The following is a 19,621-nucleotide window of genomic DNA, read 5'->3' as shown; positions in this document are numbered from 1 at the left end:
AAGCCCCCTACGCTTTTGACGCAGGGGGCCCTGAAATTACGTTAACAGTCATAGAAGGCTACTACCTTACCATTGGCAGGTATTTCTCCCGGTTCTCATAGATCACCCAAAGATTGATTAACAGCAGCGGTCCGGCCATAACCAACCCTCCCGGCATACTGGTGATGTTGCACAGTATAACGCCAACCATCACGGGGAGAATGATGATAGCACCAAGCGCTCTGTACTTTTTGGTAATGAACAGTACACCGCCAATGATTTCAATGATACCTACCAGTGGTATTAACCAGCCGATCTGCATAATTGCCCCCATTTGTTTCATTGCCTCTGCTGGCATGTCTTTGGGCACCGGCATGTAATTCAGAAATTTGTTCAGACCTGCATTGATGAACATCAGGCCAAAAAGTAGGCTTAATACAAATAAGATTTTGGCTTTCATTTTTGTGAGTTTTGCAACAAATATACATTTCATTTTTATTTATTATATAAAATATATGGCTGACCGTTGAAAACTTCCGGCATCCCATCATGATACCTCTCCTCATTTACAACTTGTGACGATGTTATTTCGAAGTGCTGCGTTCATACTACCCCGTTAGTAGTACAGGATACTATTGTTTCTGGAATAGGCGAGAGAAATCATGATATTTTTCCTTATTTTCAATAAAACCCAATTAATCACCCTCAAACCTATATCATGAGAAAGTACCAGCAATTTTCAGCCAGCTTCGGGGAAGCTACCATGTTAACACGGGAGCAGCAAAGAAAGGTAAAAGGCGCCCTGTTCTATTTTAGAGACGCACCAGGTGCCCAGTGCCCTCCCGACAGTAAACAGCCAAGCGGCTGCCCTTGCACCGGCGACGGTGATTGCTTTTACAATGGTCCCGTTAATCCAAAGTGGAGACCTATAGAGTATTTATCCCAGGATGGATTTTGTGGAAATGGGTCCTGTGTCTGAGCAATACGAATCCGTCTGTTAAATTACCTATGTACACAAAAAGAACAAAGCAAGACAACAGCCTGCTTTGTTCTTTTTAATATGACGGATAAGGCTGTTATTGTGAACCATTGCGGCGGAGACCCGGCAACCTGACCGGCTACATCAATCGGTAATTATTTCTGTCACTTTCCTCTTCAAATTCCAATTCATCAAAAGAAAAATTGTCAAATAGCTTTTCGCCGATTTTTATATATACACCCCTGCATGTCATTGATGGAAGCGGTGTATTAAAAACTGTACCACCAAAAAAATTCAACAACTCCAACAGCTCCTCTTCTGACAAATATTTACTATCATAAAATAAGCTGTATTTTATCTTTTCTCTACTCTCTATGCTAAAGTAGTTTACGGTCGGAAGCAATAATTCACGAATTATGATGTCTCTATCCTCATCATTTGATATATCAAGGCCGATATATTTTGATACGTCGAAATTGATCTCTACAGTTTCTCCATCAATAGCCTCCCATAAATTGACAACCCAGTATTTATTAACTTTTATTTTCATTGTATCTTTTTTACGGTCTTAATTTCCCATACAGGGACACTAATTGTTTATTGCTATTAAAAGTTGCTACAACTTTTGAAGTTGTCATTCTGGTAGCTCCATCTTTAAGATACCCTTCTGCAACGTTTCTGCCCATATCAAATTCAACTTTAAATCCTCCTTGTGGCGTTGGTGTCACCCCATGCCCTAAAATCATATTATCGATAGCCTTATTCATCGCCTCAGCATGGTCTTTATGAGATAAGAACCGGGCGGCATCTGTTTTGTATGATTGTGCTCCATTGGGTAAGATACCATGATTGGCTCTGTTAAATTGTTGCCCCAGGGTGGTTTGAGCCCCATGCCTGTCTAAACTATGTACATTAGAAGCACCATACTGCGATTCTAACCGCTGGATTTCTTTTTTTGCCTGCCTCGCCTCTTTACAGCTTAGCCCCAACGGATCTATCCAGGCATTAGTATCATGTACATATCCATACAACGCCATGCCTCCATTTAATCCAATGGGGTCTTTACTTAGGTACAACCCTTCCTCTACCGAATAATAACGGAAGCGATTATACGCTAATCCTGTTTCAACATCTTCATACTGGCCCTGATAAAGATAACTACAAAATGCTTTATCCCCATGCAGCTTATGTATTTTCCCATAACAGTCCAGCTCCCGCTGCCATACTTTGTTACCTGATGCATCAAAAGCATGGGTAGGTGTACCGAGATGATCGGCGATTATACTGTATTGCTCGTTTCCCTGAAGCTTGGCGCAGGGAATAAAGCTACCTTCTTCAAATACCCAGGTGATTGGGTTGTCAATTGGTTCTTCCTGTTGCTGGAGATCACCATCTTCTGTGGATTGTATATGTGGGGGAAAGTTGCCTGTGTAGCGCCACTCATGTAATGGCACATGGCCGTCCCACAGCCAGCGGGTTACCTGCTGCTGACGCTTATTTACCTTTGCAATGCGACGGCCCAGCGGATCGTAGCTGAAAACGATCTCTGTATTGGTAGGCGTGAGCACGCTGTGCAACAGACCATTTGCTTTCCATTCGTATATCCATCCGGTACGGCTTCCCTTTGACTCTATCTTTCTCGTTTTAAGATATACGCGCCTGTCAACAGCAGAAGAATTGCTGTTATGTTTGAATTCCTTGAAGATGAGATTGCCTTCACCATCATAATGATACGCATAGGCAGGACATTCCAGTAAACGCCCACCCTTACCATATTTGCGGTCGGTACGATTAGGCGTATTGAAGAGATTTCCCAGCTTATCCGGTGCACGATAGATGGTTTCTGCAGCGCCGCCGTCCTGCCTGGAATAGGTGGCGCTCACCAGGTTGTCAAATTCATCATAGGAGAACTGCGCCTGGGTGCCGCTGATCTCATTCATGATGCGGCGCAACTGTGAACCCCGGCCCCATTCATAGCGGATACGGCTTTGCTCCACATTATGCACGCCAATAGTCTGGCGTTGTATCCGGCCGAGCTTATCACGCTGTGTTTGAACGGTGATGCCACCACTTAACTCACGTTGCAGTTCCCATCCATTGATGTTGCGCTGCCACTGTGCCTGCCAGGGAGCTGCTTCGCCCTGTGTTGCCTGTATTCTCTCCAGGAAGCCGGACCCGTTGTGTTCCAGCGTGATAGCCGCTCCCAGGCTGCTGCCAATGAAGGCAACATCCCCCTGCTCATTGTATTGGCGGGTTACCTCATAGGCGCCTTGTACTTCCTTCACCACACGGCCACAGAAATCCCGCTCTATAGTGATGGCGCCATCTTCATTAAAGGCGCCGGTGAGTAATCCGTCTTTATTATAACCATAAGCGGTTATGCTGCCATCATTGTGTTCTTCCCTAACAATGCGGCCCATGCCATCATAATCATAAGCAGTCCATTGATCATTCGGACGGAGCACCTTGCGCACCCGGCCGGAGCCATCACGCTGATATTCGCGGTGCAGGCCATCGAAACCCCATTCATGAATGACGTTTCCGGTTGCATCCGGTTCAAAGCGATACAGCTCTCCGCCTTCATTGGCGATGCTGCGCAACTGTAATTCGGCATCATAGTTGAATCTCACATGGATGCCGTTTTGGCTGCGGCCAGTGAGTATACCCAGTGGTCCGTAGGTAAAAGAGACCTCCCGGCGGCCATCTCCGGCTTTGATCATATTGTCGGAGGCATCGTACTTAAAGGCATGCACGCTGCCATCCGCCTCTTCCAGCCGGATCATGTTACCGGCGGCATCGTAGGCATATTCATACCAGTAGCCGCCATCGGTTGTTTCTTTTATGAGGTGGCCCAGGTCATCGTACACCCAGGAGTACTGGCCACCTTCAGGCATAATAAGCCCTGAGAGATTATATTGTTCATCATACTGCAATGTGAAAGCGCGGCTGCTGCTGTGAATAATGCGATGCAGATGCGTTCCTTCATATTCATAGTGCAGTACGTTACCGTTGGCCAGTGTCCTGCTTTCCAACAGGCCGTCATCATTATAAGACCAGCCCAGTTGTATGCCTCCCGGACTTAACACGCTTATCTGCCTGTTATCTTTATCATAAAAGTACTGCGTAGCCTCACCATTTTCATTAACGTGCCTGGTAAGCTGCCCCCGTTCGTTATATAAGCTTTTAATGGTATTACCTACAGGATCTACCTTTACTTCCAGTTCCTGGTGTTCATTGTAGGTCTGCAGTGTTACGCCGCCATTACCATCTATAATTTTATATATCAGCCTGGCATCGTCGTAATAATATTCTGTGGTATGTCCCAGGCTGTTAGTCGTAATGGTCCTGCCCTCTTCGTAGCGGGCATGATAGGCCAGCACACCCCCATCGCCCCAGGTGCGCACGCAGCGGGCATTATCACCCGTGCCTTCATACTCCCAGTAGAAGCTCATACCATTCTGGTTAGTGAGCTTCACCAGCAGATGCCCCTTATAATGGAAATACTTGCTTACTTCTAATGCGTTGGTAGTGCTGATCATGTTGCCGTCAGCATCATAGGCATACTGTACCAGTTTGATTACCTCAACGCCATTGCGGGTATGAATACACGTAATCCTTCCGTTTCTGTCGGTATCTACCTGCAATCTTCTGTTGCCACTGTCGATGATCTCTTCGGGATAGCCGCTACCGTTATATTTAAAGGTGATCCGGAAGCCGGATTTATTGCGGATCTCTGCCAGCATATGACTGCCGTCGGGCGCTCGTTTACCACAGAAACGGTATTCAGTGCCGGTAACTTCTTCGAGGTAATACTCTTTACCATCATTATGCCACCACAACTGCTCTATCCTGTTAAAGTAACGCTCGCCCGGAGCCAGTGCCGGCATTACGGTTTCCCGGCCATCCCGCAGGCGGATACTGAAGAACCCATTGCCCAGATCATACACGCTCATGTTGTAACTGTGATGCCAGTTGTAGCCCAATGGACCGGGTACTTCTGCGTCACTGTAATAGTACCGCTCCCATACAAAAGGGATTGGTCCGGGTAGTTCAAAATCGGTATAATGAGCGGCTACCCTGCCGGTAGCAGCGTCTACGGGGTCTCCGAATATAAAACACTTGACCGCCTGTAAAATATTGGCCAACCTGGGAAAGCGGCTCTTTATCTTATTAATGAGTTTCTTCATGACCTTCCCTGCCAGCTTGGTCACACCCTTCAATCCAAGCTTAAACATCAGTTGAAACAGGTCTATGGTTGGCGGACCTCCCACTAATACCGGCTTTCCGGCTGAAGTCATTACCAGCAGCACAGAAGTAGGCGCCATCAACGCCATCTTGGTTTTGGGCTTGCTAAGGCGGAAAGGCGCCGGTATCCCTACCAGGTTACACGACAATGCCGGATGGAACTGTGTAGAGAATGGCCCGCCATCAGCCAGCACGGTAGAACTGCCCATCCACATTTCTGAGGAAGCCATCGGCTTCACAATAGGGAAGGGCAAATGTGTAATGATTGCAGGCAGATGCTGAATAGAGGTACCTGCATTTGCAATCCACTGTCCATGTGCTTTCACAGAAGGGCTCAGCATATGTACCAGCATCTTGGCCGTGTTGGCCAATGAAAAAGGTTGTGGCGGCGGCTCTTCACCCTCTGGAACTTCAGGCGGCGGCGGAGGTGGAGGTACCACGCTCGCAATAGCGCCCATGATGGCCCCGATAATATCGAATATCATCCCGATATGCGGTACTGGCAGCAGTGGCGCCGGTGGGAAAACAGTGTCATGAAAATCAATACCGATACCTAAATCGAAATATTTAGCGGCAGGCATGCCGGGGAAGGATGGCAATACACTTGCCATGCTTTTCTGGATATGATCCAGCTGGTTTTTCTTTTCTGCAAACAATGCACCGAAACCTTTATTCTCAGTTGCCATTGGGGGATCAGATGATGGTTTCCTTATGGGAAAACAGAATGGTTAAAAAATACGCATGGAAAAGGTCAGGCTCATTAACAAACTGACGCTAAAAAAATGTCATTAAAGATATGGATTTACCAGCAACTATTAAAAATAAAGTGATCACGAAAAGTATTGATACATGCAGTATCCGTGCAGTCAACCGCCGTTTAATGGACGTCCTGTTTCCCATATATATCCGTAAGGGTCCGCCAGCTTTCCTATTCTCCAATACTCTTTTTCTTCATCACCCACCCAAATCTCCGCACCCTCAATAGAGAGCTTCGCTGTTACTTTACCCTCCGTACCCTGGTACCTCGAGACCTCCGTAGCGCCCAGCCCCTTTATGTAAAACGCAATGGCCTTCTCTGCATTACTCACTGTCAGAAAGGGCGTAATAGCAGTGGAAATACTGTCTTTATTGTTTGTCATTATACTGGATTTAGATACATCAGATAATCCGCAGTATTCTCTTATTTACACTATCCTTATCAAGTATGTTAAATTAAACATTCATTCCTGAATTGTCAATATACTTACAATATTATTGCAGGGAATTATATCATTTTCAACAGGCATTCTTACTTAAAGACATAGCATCAGCCATCATAACCCGTTATTAACCTTTACAGTATTGTAGCTGTCATTCTATTCATTCAACCCGAGTCATGTTTTCTTAACCTGTAAAATCCAAAAGCTATGAAAAAGAAAAAAGTAGCCCTGAGCAAGAAGCTCTATCTCGACAAAGCCCCCGTTGCTGAACTTCAGACCAGCCAGCAATACAGTCTGTTAGGCGGCGCTTCCAACTTTTCCATCTGTATCACTAATTGCACAACAGCCTGTGATACTTCACCCAGGCCCGGACAAATGTGCTGCTAAGCAATTATCAGCTGTAAAAATTGTTTTAATCAAAAAAAGAACCCTCCGCAACAGGCGGAGGGTTCTGAATAGTTTTTTCTTTGAGCGTGTAACATCCTTATGCGCAGACAGTAGTACCTGCAGGATCTGATATGCATATGGTTGCGAGTTCCCAGGTCATACAGAACCTGATGGTATCACATTGCCCTGCGGCAGTTATCCTGCCACCATTTAATGAACGTTGTTCTTCAGTTTTCAGGTTTGCTACAGCTACTTTTTGAAGGGATAATTTTTTCTGTAGTGACGTTTTTCTTTTCATAACAATTATGGATTTAAGGAAAAAATGAGGCGCGGTAAGGGCTATAAATACATATCCGTGGATCAGCATTTACGTGAAAATTGCCTGTCTGCAATATTTCTCTAAAGGTGCAAAGTAGTTATCCGGCCTGCTAAAATACAGCATCCTTATACTCCTATGGAGATACAGCTCACAACACAATCCGTTTCCCTTCGCGGGCAGAACGGGAGGCTGCTTCCAGTATCTTTACTACAATCAGGTTATTTGACAATGAGGAGAGATCTTTACCAGCCGCGTCAATCTTTCCGTTTAATACATCCGCCAGATATGTAATGTTATCCCGGTAAACAGCTGCTCTTACAGGTACTTCTTCACTTTTATCTTTCACACGTAGCCGCAGATCTTTGGGATTCAGCGCATGCAGTTCTCCGCCAGTGCCGTACACCTCCCAGTCTTTAATGCTGAAAGGCCAGTTCCAGGAAGCCTCTATAACACCGGTGGCGCCGGGATATTCCAACAGTATCACTGCATCATCATCTACCTTTGGATATACGGCTGGCTTCAACTGGCGCGTAACGGCAGTAACAGCTATGGGAGCTTTACCCTGCATCAGCCATGTCATTAAATTGGCGCCGTAGCAACCGAAATCACGCAGGGCGCCGCCACCGTTCCTTACAGGGTCTGTTAACCAGTTCAGAAAGTCCGCGCTGCATCCTATTTCTTTGGGTCCCTGATGACCATCATGCACCACCATCTTACGTACTTCGCCGATGGTATGCTGATTACTCACCATGTCAAACAGCTGTTGATTGGTATCGTACCACGTGGTTTCGTAATTGGTCAGTACCGGTATGTGATAACGGTCCGCTAAAGCGGCTATCCGGTCTGCGTCTTTAACCGTTGTAGCCAAGGGTTTCTCCACCATTACCGCGATTCCTTCAGGAGCACAAGCTTCCACGACAGACAAATGTTCATTAATCGCATTATAGGCGAGCACGGCGTCAGGATGCACATGACGCAACAACGCTGTAAGACTGGGATAGAAAAGAGAATCAGGCAGCTGGTAGGACCGCTTATACCTTTGCACCAGTTTTGTATCTGCCTCTGCGATGCCAACAATCATTACCTGTCCGTTTTTATACTGATGCATAACATTGTGTACATGGTCATGCGAAAGACCCGCCACTCCTACCCGCAGCAATGGCTGCGCCACTGCCTGATGTATACAAAACAGGAAGACAAATAACGTCACTAATGGATAAGACAAATGTTTCATAAGCATTCACAGTAATAATAAGAGTTACACCAACACCCAATCCCGTTAAAAGAGTATTTGGAATCAAAAAGATAATACAATTCTTCAAATGATTTGAATGCTCTCTTTAGAAAGAGCACAAACACACTACGCAAACAGAACACATTGATACTGTATGACCGGGACAATTTTTACAAATGCAGGTATATGAAGAAGGAGATAGTCAATTGCTGCGTGCATGTCTGATACATTTCTCTATATCCAGCGACAACAAAGTCATAAAGAAGATTTTAAAATAGCTTGCACCGAATTCAATCTGGCTCAGCTCCAACACACTTTCGCCATCATTCATGAGGATTTCCGCATACTCATTGATGACCTCTTCTGCTTCCTGGACGTCAATAACAGATCTGAACTCCATCAATCTTCTTAATGGTTCGTCGAGCTCTTTCACCAGCGTGGGTGTAAGATCTTTCACGCGGTCTCTGGTCATCGCATCCCTGATAGCAAAAACTGCCGTAGCATTATCAATAAAGAAACGCGAGAAAAGGAAGAACTGATTTCGTTTGTCCGCACTCCATTTATCGGCTGCGCTGCTGGAAATGATATTACTTAACTGTTGCCAGCATAACTCCCTGAAACCTTCTGCAGTTCCATAGGGTGTAATGCCATTCAATGTGTTCAGCAGGTTGGACTGCCTGTGTTTAGTGGCTTTCTTAAACATAGGAACCACCTGACTTTTCGGGTTATTTAACACAATGGTTTGGTTACTCATAACTGGATATTTAGGTGAGAAAATTTGATTTATTAGCGGTATCAAAACTAGAATACGAATATAATTAATTAATGACAAACTTGTCATTAATAAGAAATATATTTTCCCTCACTCATACACTTTATTCATTTTGCATATTTTTATGTCAATTTGCATATTTTTATACATTCTGCATAAAATTATTCAGAATGTAATTTTCTTTGTCATTGTTAAAACCAATATGACGCTACAGATAAAAAATGAAAAATTGTTGGAACACATTGCTGCTGTTCTAAAAGACCTACGTATTGAAAAAAACGTAACCCAGATAGATGTATATAACGAGACCAAAATTCACATTGGCCGGGTTGAAACTGCGAGTGCCAATGTATCCATAAGCACGCTGGAAATGCTCTGCAAGTATTATGGTATCAAACTTTCAACCTTTTTCAAAAGAGTAGAGGATCTTTCCAGGTAGCATAAGTGTGAGAATACTATCAGTATTTCATACATTAAAAATATCCACATTCATACAACTCAATGATTCTCCATCTGTTGCAGGCTTCTCCTTCGTTTGACCTTCGATGATCGTTCGGTATTCGTTCGAATATTTCAGGCTTAGGCCCCTATAACACCCCGCAAATCTGATACAATATTACCCGAAGGCATATAGCCTGGACTGGCTCTCCCGGATTTTTATTTGCGGTATTCTGCCGGCGTGCATCCTGCAACGCCCTTAAATGCCCGGATAAATCCCGAAACAGTATCGTAGCCCACCTCATAGGCGATATCACTCACTTTGGTATTTCCCTGCGCCAGCAACAGCCTCGCCTTTTCCATACGTACCCGCTGCAACCATTCCTGTACGCCAACGCCATAGAGTAAACGAAATCCGGCTGTGAGTTTCTTGGGATGCAGATGTACGAGCCTTGCCAGCATACGCTGCGACACCGGCTGATGCAGCTTCCCGGCCAGTATGGCGCTGGCTTCACGTAACGCACGCAGGTCTCCCTCCGTGAAATGATATTGTGAACAGAAATCTTTATCCAGCCCATTCAGCTCTTCCACATACAGTAGTAGGAGATCGTATACCCGTGCCAGGAGGAATATCTCCCACTCTGCATCTTCCAGCCGGCATTGATAGATCCCTTTCAGAATTTCACTGACCCTCGGCGTGATCTTAGCGGCTTCTTGCTGAAGCCCCCGCCTGCTTTTGCTGATCGTCTGCTCCCATACTTCCCGTATCGGGGCATACTTATCCCCCAACCCTTTAATATGCTCCGGGTAAAGGTTTACCTGGAAGGCGGTTGTATCCCCTTCCGGCAGCGTTGCCTTATACCTGCCTGCGGGCACATAATACAGGTGGTACCAGCCTTCTGTAAGCCCTGTTTCCCCGAAGCCATTTAACAAGAAAGGTACATTGCCACTCAGTGCATAGCTCAGGGTAATCATCGGCTGTTCAAGATCCACCAGTACGGGTATATCTTCCTTCAGACAGAAGGAATAATTATAAATGCCCAGCTCACTATTGCTGAACTGTTGAAAACGCATATCTCCGAAAGGTCCATCCATACAGGCAACAGACAGATATGGCAACAGACTGTCCGATTTATGAGGCGGGTGTAATATGGCGGAGGTAAGCTCCTTTTGCAGCAAACGAGGTAGCACAAACTTCATGACAACACAGTTAAGTAGGTAGATAAGGATAATAATAGCGGAACAACGGTTTGGGCTAATGAGTAGAATCCACTGCAAAGATAAGGGTTGGATCAATTTGACAACCAGGAATAAAAAAAAGAAGCTACCGGTCAGACATATCCAACCGGTAGACTACAGAAACCATATATACCGTCGCTTGCTAAAAAGCTATTAAAGCTGTTTTTTGGAGCATAGGGCAACAAGGCCCGATTGTTCCTGTTGTCTCCCATGTGAACCATTATGAGATACGCCGCCACTTAATCGTATAAAATATTAGCGACGTCTGCTTTTTATAAAACAGTCGGTGGGGTAAAGCGTAAGGCGGTCACGTGTCGTGCAACTATTCAGGGATTCGTTCTTGTTAAATGACAGCCCAGCTTAAAAGTGTCGGTTGGGGCAGGACCACCTGTACCGCCAGTCCCCCCTGTATCTCCCCCACCGCAGGGGCCATTACACTGACTGACACATGTTATTCTTGTTTCCAATGGACGGCAATGATCCGGGCAAATAGAGACTTCACATGTCTCACAGGACTGATGACAATATGTTGCGCCAACCGAATTATTTCCTCCTTTGATTTCTCTTAATGAAGTATTCAAAGATGCGATGGTCTTTTTATCAAGACTTAATTTTAAACTCAGATTTTTCTTTTTCATAAATGTGGGTAGCTGGATGAAGAAAGAGTTCTCTAAAAGTAAGTTATTACATAGAGACTGTATGTCAATCAGTACCAATCTCAATTAGAGATTATCGTGACATGGCACGTCACTTTAATAGTATCATCACCGCCCGTACATCCACCACAAGCAGATTGCCCACATGTCATACCACTAGGATTACATGCAGACCCGATGGTAGCAGCACCTCCCCTGATTTTTTCTAAGGAAGTACTCAAGGATGTAATGATCTTTTTATCAAGACTCAGTTTTGAACTTAAATTTTTCTTTTTCATAATCACAGATTTAAGGTTTTAAATTACTGTTTGAGGAATAGGACAGCAAGGGCCTGTTACACCCGTAGGTCCCGGAGGTGGCGGGTCACATAGGCATTGAGACATACAGGAATAGCATAAGGAAGCATCCGTCCAGCCACCGCCGGTAACTTGATTAGCACTCAAATTAGAAATGGTCAGTTTGCTAAGAGCCAATTTCTTTGTGGAAATTAATTTCTTCTTCATAATAACAGATTTAAGTTGATTTTGCTCATTGATAGGCGCCAGTTATCTATTGTGTGAACTGTTAATGAGATATGCCGTCACCTGATAGGATCAAATATTAACAACGCCTTGTGTTAATAAAACAGTCAGTAGGGCAAAGCGTAAGCCGTCCGTCAGTAGTGCACCTGGTTTGTGTTGCAAGTCCGCCATTAACCCTGCTTTGCAGGTCTTCGGTAAGACTGGCAATCATGTTCTTGTTGAGCTGTAGTTTTTTGCTCAGTGATAATTTCTTCCTTTTCATAAACTGGATTTAGGGTGAGAAATAAGGGTTATATTAATCGGGTACTATTATTCAGGGAATTGTTCTCTTGGGTTCCATGTATCTTTCGGATTTCTTGTTATAACGTGTGGCTACACTGCGGATGACAGCGTCTAATGATTCACAATAAAGGTAGAGAAATAGCATATGTGGAGTAATGACTGAAAAGAGGGGATTTTTTCCCCCTGTAAACGGGGGGATGGGTTTGAGGATACCGACGACTGCTCATAAAAGAAGAATCATTACAATATGCCCATTTATACTTAGAACCACTATAATGACAGCACGAACTACCTGGCAATCGCCATACAAAAAAAGCCGCCCCTAAGAGCGGCAAGTTCGGTAGCTAATTCAGGGATTGCCTTCTGCAAAAAATCAGCACAATCACCAGTAGTACAGCTTCCAGGTTAAAGACAGACGATAGTAGGCGTCGGAAATGATATACATATTGTTCCGTCTACCCAGGTTGAGCAAGGCCTGAAACTATTACAAATGACTCTGGTGGCTACCCGGCCACCTTGCAGCGAATGTTGCTGCCCCGCACTCAGAGATGCGACAACTCCCTTTTCCAGGGATAATTTTTTCTGTAAGGATGCTTTTCTTTTCATAATCGAATTTTTCTTTGGAGTTATCAGACGCAAATATGCCCTGGTAAAGGATGTGTGGCACAGTTGGGGCTAGGGTCATAAGTAGCGCATGGAACATTTACAGACCGCCTGCCCACTGCTCCGCCGGCTGCCAGCAACCGCTGGTCCATACTTAACGTAGCGAGTACTGTTCTTTTAATAGAAAGTTTTTTGCTGAGGGAAATTTTCCTTTTCATAACTGTTATTGATTTATGTAAAAAATGAATCTAAGCTGTTGTCTTGGGTACAGAGATATTCCGCCACTTAATAGTACAAAGTATTAACAAGGTCTTCTGGATACAAAGCAATCAGTAGGGCAAAGTGTAAGACTGCCATCGCTGGTGCATCTGGTTTGTGTTGCAAGCCCGCCGTTGACCTGGTTCTGCAGATCCTTGCTAAGGTTAGCAATCATGTGCTTGTTAAGTTGTAGTTTTTTGCTCAATGATAATTTCTTTTTTTTTCATAAAATGGATTCAGGGTGATGAAATGAGGATTATACTAATCGGGTGTTATTATTCCGGGAAATTGTTCCCTTGGGTTCCATGTATCTTTCGGATTTCCTATTGTAACATGTGGCTGCACTATGAAAGACAGCATCTAATGCTCCATGATAAAGGTAGAGGAATAGCATATGTGGAGTAATGCTTGGAAAATGGGGATTTCCCCCCCCCTGTAAATGGGGGGATGGGTTCTGAGAATACTGAAAACTACTCATAAAGGAAGAATCCTTACAATATGCCTTTTTATACTTAGAATCACTAGTTATGTTGAATATTTTTCTTTTGGCAGCAACATTACTTTATATTCGCCCCGAGGTCATTCTAAAAGATAATCTGCTTTAGAACCATTAAGATTCATCCTTAAAACTCCATCCCATGAAGAAAAAAAATACTGGAAGAAAATTCCAATTAAACGTCCTCAAAGTTTCTAATCTTTCCAAGACCGGAATGAAGAATATTATTGGTCAGGCTTCGGGGACTCCCTGTAAAACAGAGGGCGTATCAGGATCATGCTATTCCTGCAACTCCGGAGATCAACTGTCTTGCGGCACCCTGGGGTGCAATTAGCATAAAAGTGAATATTGTTCATATGATTGAATTAGATTGTATCTTCCGGAATTAAAAATGGTTATGATAAAAGGAATCTATTTACTTATTGTAGTCAATCTCTCAATACTACCCTGCTTTGCTCAACAAAATCCAAAATGTAATTGCTCAGATAATTTCGAGGCTCTTTACAAGAGTATTGAAGAAAACTATGTTGGTTTCAACGAAAAAGTAACTGCATTAAACCGTAAAAGCTACCAACATATTAAAGATAGTATAGCTGTGGCTGTCAGGTCAAACCGGGATTATGACTGTTATCTGGCCTTGAAAAAGTATGTTGCCTTCTTTAATGACCCACATTTGATTATTGGAATCATGCCTCCGAAGGACACTGTCTTAAGGAATCATTTAAAATCAATATTCCAGACGTTTGAAAAAATATCCTTTAATGAAGACAGTTTAAGGAAATATCTTTCCAGCCACCAAATAGACGAAATTGAGGGCATTTGGAGACAGGATGGAGGAAATATTGAACTTGCTATTTTCAAAAACAAATCTGACAATAGAGACTACGTTGGCATTACATTAAAAGCTGACGATATCTTCTGGACCCCCGGGCAAGTGAAACTAGAAATAAAAGTTCATGGAAAAGAATATACCTCTAAGTTCTATAAACGGGATCATTATCCTGAATATACTGTAGTAGAAATCTCCAAAAACAAACTAGTACTTGAAAAAATTGGTATATTCAGTAAAGTTTTTCCGGCAAATAGTAGTTTTCACGCTACGGAAAGCCTGGCTCAGATTAGTTATAAAAAGCTATCAGATAGTTGCTCTTTATTAACAATTCCTACCTTTCTCATTTCACTTAAAAAGACAATTGATAGTGTAATCAAATACAATATTAACGAAATCGAATCTTCTAAATACCTAATTATTGACTTAAGAAATAATGGCGGAGGTCATGCAATGTCGTTTTCGGAGATCATCCCGTTAATCTATACAAACCCAATCCGAAAAGATGGGCTGAAAGTAAAAGCGTCCAAAGATAATATAGATTTATACAAAGAGACCTTAAGCAATGATGATTTCTCCAGTGACGACAAAATAGTTTTTCAGAAAATAATTGACAAAATGGAGAAAAATATCGGCAAGGTCATACAAGTAACTAAAGGAGGTTCTGATACATTTCCAGAAGTAAAAGCCTATCCAAAGCGAATAGGCATAATAATAAATCGACAGACAGTAAGTGCAGCAGAATTATTTCTATTACAAGCAAAACAAAGCTCTAAGGTAACTATCTTCGGAAGCAATTCAAGAGGTGCGCTGGATTATACAGAAATAGGTCATATCCGAATTCTTCCATGTACGTACCTGGCATATACTTGCCCCATGGGAATGCCTGACCATCTCGTCACTCCCTACATAGATAATATTGGAATTGCGCCAGACGTCCCCATCAACAAAGGTGTTGAAGATTGGATTGGTTATGTAAAGAAATACTTGGAAACAGAAAAAAAGTAATCCCTCTATTACTTATTCCATGAAAGCAAAGAAACAAAGGGTTATACTATGGCACATTATAGCGTGGTTTCTATACGCTACATTCAACCATCTGATAAACTGTGTTCAGGCCGGCACTCCGAACGTGTACATCACAGATACAATCGGGAAATATTCGATAGCTGCTTTCATATTCTATTCAAACGTATTATTTATATTTCCATCGTTTTTCGCAAAGAAGCGTTATTTCTTGCTTGCGATTTCTTTAGTTACTCTTTCAATAGTTAGCTGGTTTTTAAAGTCTGTATTATATCATAAGGTATTTATATATTTCGGGTATCCGAAGGTCGTGGTGTACACGCTACTTGACAGCTACATCATGAACATCTGGTGGTGGTTTCAGTATACAATATTGGGATTCGGTTACTGGTTTGCCATAGAACTTATCGAAAGTACCAAAGAAAAGGCACAACTGGAAAATGAAAAAATAAAAGCGGAGTATGGATATCTGAAAGCCCAGATAAATCCTCATTTTTTGTACAACGCTTTGAATTTCTTTTATTCTAAAACCCTCGATATCTCCGAAGACGTCGCTAATGGTATCTTAAGCCTTGCTGAAATTATGCGTTTTGTGGTAAGTAATGACGAAGATGAATTTGGTAGAATACCCTTATCCAAGGAAATAGAGCAGGTGAAGAATGTAATCAGCATTAATCAGTTGCGGTTTGACAATGAACTAAAGATTGACTTCGTAACAAAAAATGAGCACAAAGATGTGAGAGTCATCCCTTTTATCTTAATAACCCTGGTAGAAAATGCTTTTAAGCATGGAGACATTCTGAGTAACCAGGCACCAATAAGCATTATAATTGACTATGCAAAAAACTCTAAACAGCTTAGAATATTTGTTTGCAATAAAAAAGGAAAAGACAGAAGTAATTACTCATTGGGTACAGGACTCGCTAATCTAAAAAAAAGATTGGATCTGGTTTACACGAACAGGTACAATTTATCAATTGACGAAGATGAAAGCAAATTTAGTGTTGACCTTCTAATTAATGTATAGAAAATGATCAATTGTTTGTTGATTGACGATGAGAAAGCTGCTATTGAAATACTGAAAAATTACATCACAAAAACACCTCTTTTGAATTGTATTGGCGGCGCTACAAACGCGATGGATGGATTAAAAATTCTCAACGAGAATGACGTCAATCTGGTTTTCCTCGACGTGCGTATGCCGGATATGACCGGAATTGATTTTATCAAATTAATTCCTGACACCTGCAAGGTAATATTAACCACCGCTCATATCGAATACGCTTTGGATGGCTATGATTATGGAGTAGTTGATTATCTGTTAAAGCCTTTCTCATTAGCTCGTTTTGCCAAAGCGGTTCAAAAAGCGCAATCCCTTCTTACTATGGAAGGCACCAAACGCAAATACAGTTCTGTAAACGATGACCATATCTTTGTTAAAACCCAGCTTAAAGGGAAGCTTATAAAGATTGATTATCCAGACATTGATTATATAGAGGCCGTTAAGAATTACGTCGCAATTCACCGTGGGAGGGAAAAAATACTCGTTCTTATAACGATGAAAGAGCTCGAAGAAATCCTACCTAAAAATCGTTTCATAAGGGTTCATAAATCCTTTATTGTACCGGTCGAGAGAATTAAATCCGTTGAAGGAGCTCACTTGATGCTAAAAAACACCACAGTTGAGATCCCATTTGGTGATTCATATAAGGTAGGGTTTTACGATGCTATAAGAGGGAGACTTTTATAATTAAATAAACCGATCAACATTTTAGATAAGTTATTATACCGGTCACTATCATCTGCCCCCTTTCGGATGAAGATGAAGTCTCATTGTCTTATCCTTACTAGAAAAAGGATATAAATTTTTGCTGTTTCTTTAAAATACTGTGATAAGGTATCAAATTAACTAAAGAATGCGCTCAACATTATTTGGCCAAATATCGGGGGAAACCGAAAACCCGGAGAAGAGAGTAGGTATTAATTCTTCATCTCATTTTTGGCCACGTTTAAATCAAAACCGTGGTAATTCATTTATGAAAAAGAAAAACTTAATAACTGTAGAGTCATGGAATATATCCAGACTCAATACTGAAAAGCTATGTAACGTAAGAGGTGGTGTAGCAGGCCATGAAACCGACGCGGGAACAATCGAAGTTAAAACGTCAGTTTCTTCTACCGGATGCGAATCATATAGCAGCGACTATGTAAGGGATGACGGTGGCCTTAACTATGTTTCAACCGGAGATGTTTGATACATTGATTAAGTCATAGCTAATGTATATTTTTAAGTAATACGAATGCTAATGAGGAGCTCGTAAAATATTAATGTTGCTCCTCGTTAGCTTTCTTCTTCATTTACTAACAAACTCAACAACAACATCCATATGAGACTGGCATTGATTCCCATCTTACTAGCGCTTACTATGACATTCAGAATCCCACAAGATAGTAAAAGTAAAATAACCACGCAGATCCAGAAGTACTTAACGCTAAGAAATAAAGCAGAAATGAAAATAGTTGATTCTAACTATATTCAGGCGCTAAGCCTTTATGTCAAAGCCTTTGCCACTAATCAAAAGCCATTTGATACAGATATATATAACGCCGCGGTGTGCGCTTCTCTGACTGGGGACGACCGGCTTTGTGCTCGTTATATAAATAACTTATTGAAACTTGGGCTTAATTATAAACTGATAGAAAGCAACATCGCTTTCCAGACATTCTTAAATAGCCAGGACTGGAAGATGCTTAGAAAAAGACATGAAAATAATAATGTACAATACACCTATAACAAAAATCTTCGAAAGGTACTCGACTCTTTGAACGAGCAAGACCAATACTATAGAAGAAGACCCAAAGGCTACCAACTCTATATCGACTCGATCAGACAGATCGATACTTCCAATGTTCATTACTTAAAGCGGCTAATTCAGATCTATGGATTTCCTAATGAATATAAGATAGGGATCAGTCCACAATCAATTCCATCAATGCCTTATGATGTGTTGTTTATCCACCAAGCTAAAAAGGGTCGAGTAGGTCAGGTATATGATTTCACCCCCGAAATTAAGAACGCAATGTATAAAGGAAGCCTCGACCCCCGTATTGGTACCGGGTTCATAGAACACATGAATAGTAATATGGAACTATATTATAGCGTAAACGCTATTAGAATGTATGTCTTTGATAGTTCAAACACGCTCTATCAGAAGCAATTGGATGAACTCCCCAGCAGAGTGGTTGATTCGGCCTTCTTCGAAGAAATTATAATTCCGGATAGCACAGAAGAGAACAGAATAAATAGAATAAGAGCCGAATTAGGCCTCGAGTCCTTTAATGATTACAAGAAGAAGGTAAAATATTTTTCCAAGGATAAAAGATTTCTACTCAGTAAAATAGGTGGGTTAATAGGAATATTTATAAACAATCCTGAAAAATGGAAAGACCTGAAACAGAAAACCAGATAATAGCTTCACAATGATACTAATAGTTTCTCAACATTTTGAGACCTCCACGGACCAGATCATTGAATGGTTAATTCTCAATAAAAAATCCTGCGTCAGGATTAATGAGAATACCTATATTAGAGATGTATGTATCAATAATCTTAATGGAGAGGTGGAATTACTGCTTTTCAATAATATCAAAATTGACTTTGGATCGGTTAAATCCTACTTTTACAGACGCGGGAACCTAAAATATAACCTAACACACATAAAGGGAGCCTCAGAGGAAACAAAGGTATTTTTAGAGGCCCTTCAATCTGAGTGGAAACAACTCAAGGAATACTTATTTTGTCTCTTGGAACAGAAAAATTTCATTGGCAATGTTTCAGCCAATAACATAAATAAATTAAAAGTACTTAGTGAAGCAGAGCGGGTTGGATTAAATACTCCCAGGACCTTTATCGCATCCAACAAACAGCAGTTTGAAAGGGAGTGTTAAGATAACTGTGTAAACTGTATTCTGTTCATAACTGTAAGTTGCATCGCTGTTGACCAAAAAGATTTATAAACTGTATTAACATAATGGGCCAGTCTCTTTGAGGCATGGTCCATTATGTTAATACAGTTTATAAATCTTTTTGGTCAACAGCGATGCAACTTACAGTTATGAACAGAATACAGTTTACACAGTTATCTTAACACTCCCTGTT

At 42.0% G+C, this 19,621-nt stretch carries 22 protein-coding genes and 1 pseudogene; 8 read left to right on the top strand and 15 right to left on the bottom strand.

Annotation, left to right across the window (positions count from 1 at the left end; all coding sequences use genetic code 11):
* Nucleotides 1-61: 61 nt before the first annotated feature.
* From VM802_RS20505 to VM802_RS20490, 4 genes are all read right to left on the bottom strand, one after another.
* The gene (locus tag VM802_RS20505) at nucleotides 62-439 is read right to left on the bottom strand and encodes a DoxX family protein (RefSeq protein WP_325534021.1); all 378 of its coding nucleotides are present in this window, start codon (nucleotides 437-439) and stop codon (nucleotides 62-64) included.
* 658 nt (nucleotides 440-1,097) lie between these two features.
* The gene (locus VM802_RS20500; RefSeq protein WP_325534019.1) at nucleotides 1,098-1,508 is read right to left on the bottom strand and encodes a hypothetical protein; all 411 of its coding nucleotides are present in this window, start codon (nucleotides 1,506-1,508) and stop codon (nucleotides 1,098-1,100) included.
* A gap of 10 nt (nucleotides 1,509-1,518) precedes the next feature.
* The gene (locus tag VM802_RS20495; protein ID WP_325534017.1) at nucleotides 1,519-5,889 is read right to left on the bottom strand and encodes a DUF6531 domain-containing protein; all 4,371 of its coding nucleotides are present in this window, start codon (nucleotides 5,887-5,889) and stop codon (nucleotides 1,519-1,521) included.
* A gap of 180 nt (nucleotides 5,890-6,069) precedes the next feature.
* Nucleotides 6,070-6,342 carry a VOC family protein gene (locus tag VM802_RS20490; RefSeq protein WP_325534015.1) on the bottom strand — a complete coding sequence of 91 codons (273 nt, stop codon included), beginning with the start codon at nucleotides 6,340-6,342 and terminating at the stop codon, nucleotides 6,070-6,072.
* A gap of 267 nt (nucleotides 6,343-6,609) precedes the next feature.
* Here VM802_RS20490 and VM802_RS20485 point away from each other — a divergent pair, with 267 nt between their 5' ends.
* Complete coding sequence (locus tag VM802_RS20485) at nucleotides 6,610-6,789, top strand: class I lanthipeptide (protein WP_325534013.1); 180 nt, start codon at nucleotides 6,610-6,612, stop codon at nucleotides 6,787-6,789.
* 97 nt (nucleotides 6,790-6,886) lie between these two features.
* Here the strand turns inward: VM802_RS20485 and VM802_RS20480 are convergent, their stop codons facing one another.
* From VM802_RS20480 to VM802_RS20470, 3 genes are all read right to left on the bottom strand, one after another.
* A complete protein-coding gene (locus VM802_RS20480; protein ID WP_325534012.1) occupies nucleotides 6,887-7,087 on the bottom strand; it encodes a class I lanthipeptide in 201 nt (66 codons plus the stop codon).
* 169 nt (nucleotides 7,088-7,256) lie between these two features.
* The gene (locus VM802_RS20475; protein ID WP_325534010.1) at nucleotides 7,257-8,342 is read right to left on the bottom strand and encodes a Gfo/Idh/MocA family protein; all 1,086 of its coding nucleotides are present in this window, start codon (nucleotides 8,340-8,342) and stop codon (nucleotides 7,257-7,259) included.
* Between the two features lie 202 nt (nucleotides 8,343-8,544).
* Entirely contained in the window at nucleotides 8,545-9,096 is a 552-nt protein-coding gene (locus VM802_RS20470) for a hypothetical protein (RefSeq protein WP_325534008.1), read from the bottom strand.
* Nucleotides 9,097-9,238: 142 nt separating this feature from the next.
* On the opposite strand from VM802_RS20470, the gene VM802_RS32420 reads away from it, so the two are divergent.
* Complete coding sequence (locus tag VM802_RS32420) at nucleotides 9,239-9,553, top strand: helix-turn-helix domain-containing protein (protein WP_414647113.1); 315 nt, start codon at nucleotides 9,239-9,241, stop codon at nucleotides 9,551-9,553.
* A gap of 218 nt (nucleotides 9,554-9,771) precedes the next feature.
* On the opposite strand, the gene VM802_RS20465 is transcribed toward VM802_RS32420, so the two are convergent.
* The 8 genes and pseudogenes from VM802_RS20465 to VM802_RS32400 all read right to left on the bottom strand — a co-directional run.
* Nucleotides 9,772-10,752, bottom strand: a complete 981-nt coding sequence (locus VM802_RS20465) for a helix-turn-helix transcriptional regulator (RefSeq protein ID WP_325534006.1) — start codon at nucleotides 10,750-10,752, stop codon at nucleotides 9,772-9,774.
* A 365-nt stretch (nucleotides 10,753-11,117) separates the two neighbouring features.
* Nucleotides 11,118-11,429, bottom strand: a complete 312-nt coding sequence (locus tag VM802_RS32415; RefSeq protein WP_414647112.1) for a class I lanthipeptide — start codon at nucleotides 11,427-11,429, stop codon at nucleotides 11,118-11,120.
* An 80-nt stretch (nucleotides 11,430-11,509) separates the two neighbouring features.
* On the bottom strand, nucleotides 11,510-11,725 hold the full coding sequence (locus VM802_RS20460; RefSeq protein ID WP_325534004.1) for a class I lanthipeptide: 216 nt from the start codon (nucleotides 11,723-11,725) through the stop codon (nucleotides 11,510-11,512).
* A gap of 18 nt (nucleotides 11,726-11,743) precedes the next feature.
* Nucleotides 11,744-11,950, bottom strand: a complete 207-nt coding sequence (locus VM802_RS32410; RefSeq protein WP_414647111.1) for a class I lanthipeptide — start codon at nucleotides 11,948-11,950, stop codon at nucleotides 11,744-11,746.
* Between the two features lie 97 nt (nucleotides 11,951-12,047).
* The gene (locus VM802_RS20455) at nucleotides 12,048-12,230 is read right to left on the bottom strand and encodes a class I lanthipeptide (protein WP_325534002.1); all 183 of its coding nucleotides are present in this window, start codon (nucleotides 12,228-12,230) and stop codon (nucleotides 12,048-12,050) included.
* 425 nt (nucleotides 12,231-12,655) lie between these two features.
* Nucleotides 12,656-12,856 (bottom strand): class I lanthipeptide, encoded by a 201-nt coding sequence (locus VM802_RS32405; RefSeq protein WP_414647110.1) that lies wholly within the window; start codon nucleotides 12,854-12,856, stop codon nucleotides 12,656-12,658.
* 23 nt (nucleotides 12,857-12,879) lie between these two features.
* The gene (locus VM802_RS20450; protein ID WP_325534000.1) at nucleotides 12,880-13,071 is read right to left on the bottom strand and encodes a class I lanthipeptide; all 192 of its coding nucleotides are present in this window, start codon (nucleotides 13,069-13,071) and stop codon (nucleotides 12,880-12,882) included.
* Nucleotides 13,072-13,154: 83 nt separating this feature from the next.
* Nucleotides 13,155-13,322, bottom strand: a pseudogene (locus VM802_RS32400) (class I lanthipeptide); the annotation flags it as partial.
* A gap of 682 nt (nucleotides 13,323-14,004) precedes the next feature.
* On the opposite strand from VM802_RS32400, the gene VM802_RS20445 reads away from it, so the two are divergent.
* The 6 genes from VM802_RS20445 to VM802_RS20420 all read left to right on the top strand — a co-directional run bounded on the left by VM802_RS20445 (nucleotide 14,005) and on the right by VM802_RS20420 (nucleotide 19,410).
* Nucleotides 14,005-15,444: a S41 family peptidase gene (locus VM802_RS20445; protein ID WP_325533999.1), complete on the top strand. Its 1,440-nt coding sequence runs from the start codon at nucleotides 14,005-14,007 to the stop codon at nucleotides 15,442-15,444.
* A gap of 19 nt (nucleotides 15,445-15,463) precedes the next feature.
* Nucleotides 15,464-16,489, top strand: coding sequence for a sensor histidine kinase (locus VM802_RS20440; protein ID WP_325533997.1), 1,026 nt, complete (start codon nucleotides 15,464-15,466; stop codon nucleotides 16,487-16,489).
* A 3-nt stretch (nucleotides 16,490-16,492) separates the two neighbouring features.
* Nucleotides 16,493-17,212, top strand: a complete 720-nt coding sequence (locus tag VM802_RS20435) for a LytR/AlgR family response regulator transcription factor (protein WP_325533995.1) — start codon at nucleotides 16,493-16,495, stop codon at nucleotides 17,210-17,212.
* A 166-nt stretch (nucleotides 17,213-17,378) separates the two neighbouring features.
* Complete coding sequence (locus tag VM802_RS20430) at nucleotides 17,379-17,717, top strand: hypothetical protein (RefSeq protein ID WP_325533994.1); 339 nt, start codon at nucleotides 17,379-17,381, stop codon at nucleotides 17,715-17,717.
* A 171-nt stretch (nucleotides 17,718-17,888) separates the two neighbouring features.
* Nucleotides 17,889-18,932: a hypothetical protein gene (locus tag VM802_RS20425; RefSeq protein WP_325533992.1), complete on the top strand. Its 1,044-nt coding sequence runs from the start codon at nucleotides 17,889-17,891 to the stop codon at nucleotides 18,930-18,932.
* A 10-nt stretch (nucleotides 18,933-18,942) separates the two neighbouring features.
* Nucleotides 18,943-19,410, top strand: coding sequence for a hypothetical protein (locus VM802_RS20420; protein ID WP_325533990.1), 468 nt, complete (start codon nucleotides 18,943-18,945; stop codon nucleotides 19,408-19,410).
* Nucleotides 19,411-19,621: the final 211 nt, after the last annotated feature.

Source organism: Chitinophaga sp. (assembly GCF_035538455.1).
Taxonomy (GTDB): Bacteria; Bacteroidota; Bacteroidia; order Chitinophagales; family Chitinophagaceae; genus Chitinophaga.
This window is presented reverse-complemented; position numbering and strand designations above follow the sequence as displayed.